The organism is Pseudomonas sp. EGD-AK9, from assembly GCF_000465935.2.
In the GTDB taxonomy this organism is placed as follows: domain Bacteria; phylum Pseudomonadota; class Gammaproteobacteria; order Pseudomonadales; family Pseudomonadaceae; genus Aquipseudomonas.
Genome location: NZ_AVOF01000193.1, coordinates 1 through 6,378, shown reverse-complemented (window position 1 = coordinate 6,378; position 6,378 = coordinate 1). Strand labels below are relative to the sequence as shown.

Below are 6,378 nucleotides of genomic sequence, written 5' to 3'. Positions count from 1 at the left end.
GGCCTCCAGGTCGCCCTCGCGGAAGGCGCTGAGGGTGACCCGGCCGCGGAAGCCGGCGCTGCGCGCGGCACGCAGGAGGATGGCGTTGACCTCGCGCTGGGGGATGGTGCTGACCAGCGCGCGCGCCTGCTGCAGCGGCAGATGGGCGATGAAGTCGTGATCCTCGGCATCGCCGTAGCACACCGTCAGGCCGGTGCGCCGGGCACTGGCCAGGGCTTCCGGGTTGAAATCGACGCCGAGCACGCGCAGCCCGGCGTCTTCCAGGCGGTGCGCCAGCTGGCGGCCGTAGCGGCCCAGGCCATAGACGATCACCTCCGGCTGCTGGCTGTCGCTGGCGCTGTCGGCGGCGTTCTCGCGGTGCGCCACGCGCCGCTCGAACGGCCCCAGCCAGGGCGACAGGCGCTCGAACAGCGGCTGGGCGTAGAGAATCATGTAGGTGGACAGGGTGATGGTGATCACCCCCACCAGGGTGGTCAGGCCCAGGGCTTCGCCGCCGACGTGGCCGAGGCCGATACCCATGGCGACGAAGATGATCGAGAACTCGCTGATTTGCGCCACGGTGAGCCCGGCCATGAAGCCGGTGCGCTTGCGGTAGCCCATCGCCCCCATGATCGCCATGACGATCAACGGGTTGCCGATCAGCACGAACACCGATAGCAGCAGGGCGCTGCCCAGTTGGCCCTGAAGGTAGGTGAAATCCAGCTGGATGCCCAGGTGCAGGAAGAAGAACAGCAACAGGAAGTCGCGCAGGCTGGTCAGGCGGCTGGCGATGGCCTCGCGCAGCGGCGTCGAGGCCAGGCAGAAACCGGCGATAAAGGCGCCGATCTCCTTGGACAGGCCCAGCGCCTCGGCGCCGCCTGCCAGCAGCGTACCCCAGGCGATGGCCACCAGCATCAGCAGCTCCGGCGAGCGCGCCATGGGGGCGAGCAGGTGCGGCAGGGCATAGCGCATCAGGATGTAGAGCAGGATCAGGCTGCACAGCAGTACCGTGATCAGCGCCAGCGGCGACAGGCCTTGGCGTTCGCCCGCCGCCGGCTGGTAGAGGTTGATCGCCAGCATGGCCAGCACCACGGCGATGTCCTGCACGATCAGAAAACCCATGGCGATGCGCCCGTGCAGCGAATCGATCTCGCCTTTGTCCGACAGCAGCTTGACGATGATGATGGTGCTGGAGAAGGTCAGCGCCACCGCCACGTAGGTGGCGGTCAGCCAGTCCAGGCCGAGCAGGCGGCACAGCAGCAGGCCGAACAGGATGGTGAAGGTCAGCTGGCCCAGACCGGTGGCCAGCGCCACCGGGCCGAGGGTGCGCACCAGGCGCATGTCCAGTTTCAGGCCGACCACGAACAGCAGCACGGTGATGCCGATCTCGGCCAGCAGGCCGAGCGAGGCGTGGTCGCCGGACAGGTTCATCGCCGCCGGACCGGCGAGGATGCCGACCAGGATGTAGGCGATGATCAGCGGCTGGCGCAGGCGCACCGCCAGCATCCCGAACAGCGCGGATAGGGCGAGCAGGGCGGCGATTTCCTGGAATAGGCTCATGCGGGGCGTCCGGTGAGAGGAGCGCGACACTTTAAGCGGCACTGGGCGCAGGAGGCTGCCCTGGATCAAGCTTAGCGCTTGTCCGGGGCCGCGGATGGGGCCATGATTTCCCCCAGGCCCCTGCCTTCCCGCCTAAGGATTTACGATGCCCGACTCCGTTGCTGCCAGCCTGCGGCTGCCGCCCGACTCCCTGACCCGCCCCTTCGCCCCCGAGCAGTTCAACTTCACCAGCACCGACGACCTCGAACCCTTCCGCGGCGTGCTCGGTCAGGCTCGCGCGGTGGAGGCCCTGCAGTTCGGCGTGGCCATGCCGCGCCCCGGCTACAACGTGTTCGTCATGGGCGAGCCGGGTACCGGACGCTTCTCCTTCGTCCAGCGCTACCTCAAGGCCGAGGCCAAGCGCATGGAGACCCCGGCCGACCGGGTCTACGTCAACCACTTCGACGAGCCGCGCGAGCCGCGCGCGCTGGAACTGCCGGCCGGCACCGCGAGCGATTTCATCGCCGACATCAACCAGTTGATCGACAACCTGCTGGCCACCTTCCCGGCGGTGTTCGAGACGCCCACCTACCAGCAGAAGAAGAGCGCCATCGACCGCTCCTTCAACAAGCGCTACGACCAGGCGCTGGACGTGATCGAGAAGCTGTCGCTGGAGAAGGGCGTGGCCCTGTACCGCGACAGCAGCAATATCGCCTTCACCCCGATGGCCGACGGCAAGGCGCTGGACGAGGCCGAGTTCGCCCAGCTGCCGGAAGCCGAGCGCGAGCGCTTCCATGCCGACATCGCCCTGCTCGAGGAGCGCCTCAACGAGGAGCTGGCCAGCCTGCCGCAGTGGAAACGCGAGTCGAGCAACCTGCTGCGCCAGCTCAACGAGGAGACCATCACCGTCGCCCTGCAGCCGCTGCTGGCGCCGCTGTCGGAGAAATACGCGGAGAACGCCGGCGTCTGTGCTTATCTGCAGGCGATGCAGGTCAATCTGCTGAAGACCGCGGTCGAGCAGCTGGTCGACGTCGACAAGGCCGACCCGCAGCTGCGCAAGCTGCTCGAGGAGCAGTACTGCCCGAGCCTGGTGGTCGGTCACCACGCCAACGGCGGCGCGCCGGTGGTGTTCGAGTCGCACCCGACCTACGACAACCTGTTCGGCCGCATCGAATACAGCTCCGACCAGGGCGCGCTGTACACCAGCTACCGCCAGCTGCGTCCCGGCGCGCTGCACCGCGCCAACGGCGGCTACCTGGTGGTGGAGGCGGAGAAGCTACTCAACGAGCCCTTCGTCTGGGAGGCGCTCAAGCGCGCCCTGCATTCGCGCCAGCTGAAGATGGAGTCGCCGCTGGGCGACCTCGGCCGCATCGCCACCGTGACCCTCAATCCGCAGGTCATCGCGCTGCAGCTGAAAGTCATCATCATCGGCTCGCGCCAGCTCTACTACGCGCTGCAGGACCACGACCCGGACTTCCAGGAGATGTTCCGCGTGCTGGTCGACTTCGACGAGGACATTCCCCTGGCCGAGGACAGCCTGGAGCAGTTCGCCCAGCTGATGAAGACGCGCACCTCGGAGGAGGGCATGGCGCCTTTGACCGGCGCGGCGGTGGCGCGCCTGGCCACCTACAGCGCGCGCCTGGCCGAGCACCAGGGCCGTCTGTCGGCACGCATCGGCGACCTGTTCCAGCTGGTCAGCGAGGCCGACTTCATCCGCCACCTGGCCGGCGAGACGCTCACCGACGTCGGCCATATCGAGCGCGCCCTCAAGGCCAAGGCCACCCGCACCGGGCGGGTGTCGGCACGGATCATCGACGACATGCTGGCCGGCATCATCCTGATCGACACCTGCGGCGCCGCGGTCGGCAAGTGCAACGGCCTGACCGTGCTGGAAGTGGGCGACTCGGCCTTCGGCGTGCCGGCGCGCATCTCCGCTACCGTCTATCCAGGCGGCAGCGGCATCGTCGACATCGAGCGCGAAGTCAGCCTGGGCCAGCCGATCCACTCCAAGGGGGTGATGATCCTCACCGGTTTTCTCGGCAGCCGCTACGCCCAGGAATTCCCCCTGGAGATTTCCGCCAGCATCGCCCTGGAGCAGTCCTACGGCTACGTCGACGGCGACAGCGCTTCGCTCGGCGAGGTCTGCACGCTGATCTCGGCCCTGTCGCGCACGCCGCTCAAGCAGTGCTTCGCCATCACCGGCTCGATCAACCAGTTCGGCGAAGTGCAGGCGGTCGGCGGGGTCAACGAGAAGATCGAAGGCTTCTTCCGCCTGTGCGAGGCACGCGGCCTGACCGGCGAGCAGGGGGTGATCATCCCCCATTCCAACGTCAGCAACCTGATGCTCGACGACCGCGTGCTGCAGGCGGTGCGCGCCGGCCAGTTCAACGTCTACGCCGTGCGCCATGTCGACGAGGCGCTGAGCCTGCTGGTCGGCGAGGCGGCCGGCCATCCGGACGAGCAGGGCCGCTTCCCCAAGGGCAGCGTCAATGCGCGGGTGGTCGAGCGTCTGCGCGAAATCGCCGAGATCGACCTGGAGGAAGACGGCAAGCACGCCGAGGTGGCCAAGGCCAAGGCCGAAGCCGAGCCCGTCGCCGCCAAGCCGGCCAAGGCGCCGCGGCGCAAGAAGGGCGAAGGCGAGGGCGCCGCGGGCTGAACAAATCTTGCACGGTTGTCCCGGATCGCCCGGGGCAACCGTGCCGGCATCGTTGTTCAGCCGTCATGCACAGAGTTATCCACAGATTGCGGGGATAACTTTGGCCTTCACAGTGCGGCCGCTCGGGGTGTAGGCTGGAGCCTGGAATCCGCGAGGGTCGCCGCCATGCCGCGTAGCCTCTGCCTTACCCGCCAATGCCTGGGCCTGGTCACTCGTATCGAATGCGTGATCCGGCCGCTGGCCGGGGAAAACGGACTTTGGACGCTGCTCTGCGCGGCCGGCATGTCCGGCGCGCAACCCTCGGCGATCAAGGCACAGGGCCCGTTCTACGGGCCTTTTGTCGCCGAGGGGGTGCTTGCGTCCATCGCCGAGAGCCTGGCCCAGCAGGGCTATGCCGAATGCTTCGAACCACCCATCTGGCGCCTGCACCTGCAGGCCGAACTGCGTCGCCTCAACGGCGAGCGCCGTCGACCCACCGGGTGCTACCAGTTCCAGCCGGAGACCTGAGGGTCACATCTGCGCGGCTTTTGTACAGCGCCGCCCAGGCCGCAGGCCATGCCCCGTCGCGCCGCGCAAGGCGCCATTGCCCACAGCTTTATCCACAGAAAGCGTGGATAACCGCCGAGGCCGTCGCGCGCTTTGTCTGGCGCGGGCGCCTGGGTATACTCGCGGCCAGTTTTGACCCTGCAGTGAGTCCCTATGGAACGCCTCATCGAAAACGCCATGTACGCCTCGCGCTGGCTGCTCGCCCCGATCTACTTCGGCCTGTCGCTGGCGGTGCTGGCGCTGTCGATCAAGTTCTTCCAGGAGCTGTACCACATCCTGCCGCAGATCTTCACCCTCGCCGAAGCCGACGTGATCCTCAAGCTGCTGTCGCTGATCGACATGGCCCTGGTCGGTGGCCTGCTGGTGATGGTGATGCTGTCCGGCTACGAGAACTTCGTCTCGCGCCTGGACATTCGCGAAGGCACCGAGAAGCTCAGCTGGCTGGGCAAGATGGACTCCGGCTCGCTGAAGATGAAGGTGGCCGCCTCCATCGTGGCGATCTCCTCGATCCACCTGCTCAAGGTGTTCATGGACGCCAAGAACTACGACCTCGAGTACCTCAAGTGGTACGTGATCATCCACCTGACCTTCGTCGGCTCGGCCTTCGCCATGGGCTATCTGGACAAGCTGACCAAGTACGACGGCTGAGTCGTCCCGGGGCTCCACCGCCGCCCGGCCGTTGCAAAACGGACGGGCGGTTTGCTTTCTGCCTTGTGCTTTTATCTGCTTGTACAAAAATTGTATATGAAGTGATTTTTGTATAGCTTTGCCTGCGTAAGGAGAGCCCCATGAATCTGCAAGACCTGTCCAGCCATGCCCACGCCGGGCACATCGATGAGCTCAACCTGATCTCCATGGAGGGCGGCATCTACCTGCTCGAAGCGCAGATGGACGGCCGCGCCCACCCGCTCAGCGACAGCCAGGGCGCCACCCTGCACCTGCGCTCGGTGGAACATGCGCGCGACCTGCTGCACGAGCTGCCGAAGGTGCCGTTCAACCTGGTGCACGCGGTGGTGCACGACGAGATGTGCGGCATGCCGGCCGGCAGCCAGGACTGCCTGAAGGTGCCGATTTCCCTGCGTTCCAGCTGGTGATCGGGTGAGGGTGAGCGCGCGCCGTCTGGCCCTGGTGCTCGGCGACCAGCTCAGTTTCGATCTGGCCAGCCTGCAGGGTATCGACCCGGCGCAGGACGTCGTGCTGCTCGCCGAGGTGGCAGAGGAGGCCGGCCATGTGCCGCACCATCCGCAGAAGATCGCCCTGATCTTCAGCGCCATGCGCCACTTCGCCGCGGCGCTGCGTGAGCGCGGCCTGCGCGTGCAGTACGTGCGCCTGGACGATGCCGACAACAGCGGCTCGCTGCCCGGCGAACTGCTGCGCTGGGCCGATCATTTCGGCGCCCAGGATATCCACCTTACCGAATGCGGCGACTGGCGCCTGGAGCAGGCCCTGCGCCACTGCGGCCTGCCGATTCACTGGCATGTCGACCAGCGTTTTCTCTGCAGCCGCGAGGCGTTCGCCGCCTGGGTCGGCGGGCGCAAGCAGCTGCGCATGGAGTACTTCTACCGCGAGATGCGCCGCCGCAGCGGCCTGCTGATGAACGGCGACGGCACGCCGGTGGGCGGCGCCTGGAACTTCGACGCCGACAACCGCAAGGCCCT

At 67.0% G+C, this 6,378-nt stretch carries 6 protein-coding genes; 5 read left to right on the top strand and 1 reads right to left on the bottom strand.

From position 1 onward, the window contains the following. On the bottom strand, positions 1–1,539 hold a 1,539-nt coding region (locus N878_RS10435; RefSeq protein WP_021443603.1), incomplete at its 3' end, for a cation:proton antiporter. A 145-nt stretch (positions 1,540–1,684) separates the two neighbouring features. Between N878_RS10435 and N878_RS10430 the strand changes: the two genes are divergently transcribed. The 5 genes from N878_RS10430 to N878_RS10410 form a co-directional block, all read left to right on the top strand. Further along, entirely contained in the window at positions 1,685–4,174 is a 2,490-nt protein-coding gene (locus tag N878_RS10430; protein WP_021443602.1) for a Lon protease family protein, read from the top strand. A 165-nt stretch (positions 4,175–4,339) separates the two neighbouring features. Further along, a complete protein-coding gene (locus N878_RS10425) occupies positions 4,340–4,681 on the top strand; it encodes a hypothetical protein (protein WP_021443601.1) in 342 nt (113 codons plus the stop codon). Positions 4,682–4,873: 192 nt separating this feature from the next. Continuing rightward, a complete protein-coding gene (locus N878_RS10420; RefSeq protein ID WP_021443600.1) occupies positions 4,874–5,368 on the top strand; it encodes a TIGR00645 family protein in 495 nt (164 codons plus the stop codon). 140 nt (positions 5,369–5,508) lie between these two features. Next, positions 5,509–5,814 (top strand): DUF6482 family protein, encoded by a 306-nt coding sequence (locus N878_RS10415; protein ID WP_021443599.1) that lies wholly within the window; start codon positions 5,509–5,511, stop codon positions 5,812–5,814. Between the two features lie 4 nt (positions 5,815–5,818). Next, on the top strand, positions 5,819–6,378 hold a 560-nt coding region (locus N878_RS10410), incomplete at its 3' end, for a cryptochrome/photolyase family protein (RefSeq protein WP_036987667.1).

Coding starts and splice junctions, on each gene's coding strand:
- N878_RS10430 (WP_021443602.1), top strand. CDS start 1,685: ATGCCCGACTCCGTTGCTGCCAGCCTGCGGCTGCCGCCCGACTCCCTG.
- N878_RS10425 (WP_021443601.1), top strand. CDS start 4,340: ATGCCGCGTAGCCTCTGCCTTACCCGCCAATGCCTGGGCCTGGTCACT.
- N878_RS10420 (WP_021443600.1), top strand. CDS start 4,874: ATGGAACGCCTCATCGAAAACGCCATGTACGCCTCGCGCTGGCTGCTC.
- N878_RS10415 (WP_021443599.1), top strand. CDS start 5,509: ATGAATCTGCAAGACCTGTCCAGCCATGCCCACGCCGGGCACATCGAT.